Source organism: Proteus sp. fly-1067, from assembly GCF_040139345.1.
GTDB classification, from domain to species: domain Bacteria; phylum Pseudomonadota; class Gammaproteobacteria; order Enterobacterales; family Enterobacteriaceae; genus Proteus; species Proteus vulgaris_B.
In genome coordinates this window covers 1-589 of sequence record NZ_JBEEUL010000176.1, presented here as the reverse complement: position 1 = coordinate 589, position 589 = coordinate 1, and the positions used below count along the sequence as shown (strand labels likewise).

Sequence of the window (589 nt, the reverse complement as noted above, 5' to 3'; positions counted from 1 at the left end):
ATGACAAAATAGCAGGACGGTAACGATGATTAAAAATCACATAACGATAACGCCTTGCCGTTGCACTAAAACGCGCATGAAAATCATCAGACACCGTTTTTACCCAACGGACTGCAATATCCGCAGGTAAATGCGTATTAACGCCCATTGTCCATGCCGGATCTTTGCGGTGTGCCGTTGTTTCAAAATGAACAACTTGCCCTGTCGCATGTACACCAGCATCAGTTCTTCCTGCACAAAAAACCGATATAGGTTCATTAGCCACCTGTGAGAGCGCTTTTTCTAATCGTTCTTGTACACTACGTACTTCATTTTGGCGTTGCCAGCCATAATAGCGACTACCGTTATATTCAATGCCTAACGCAATGCGAGACAACTGGGTTGACTCGGACATCAGTAAGATAGCTCCTGAGCCAGTTTTTCTGCGGTTTCAACTGCCATCAATGCACCACCAAAACGCACATTATCGGCAACAGACCAAAACTGTAAGATTTCAGGAATACCGTAATCATTACGGATACAACCAATACTCAAATAATCGTTACCAGAGGCATCAGTCACTTGAGTTGGATAATCGCCTTCTTCTGAG

General features: G+C 44.0%; 2 protein-coding genes. Both read right to left on the bottom strand.

Annotation, left to right across the window (positions count from 1 at the left end; genetic code table 11):
* The coding region (gene truA, locus ABN217_RS19845) for a tRNA pseudouridine(38-40) synthase TruA (protein WP_349459943.1) at nucleotides 1-394 on the bottom strand (394 nt) is incomplete at its 3' end.
* The coding region (locus ABN217_RS19840; protein ID WP_349459942.1) for an Asd/ArgC dimerization domain-containing protein at nucleotides 394-589 on the bottom strand (196 nt) is incomplete at its 5' end. The genes truA and ABN217_RS19840, both read right to left, overlap by 1 nt.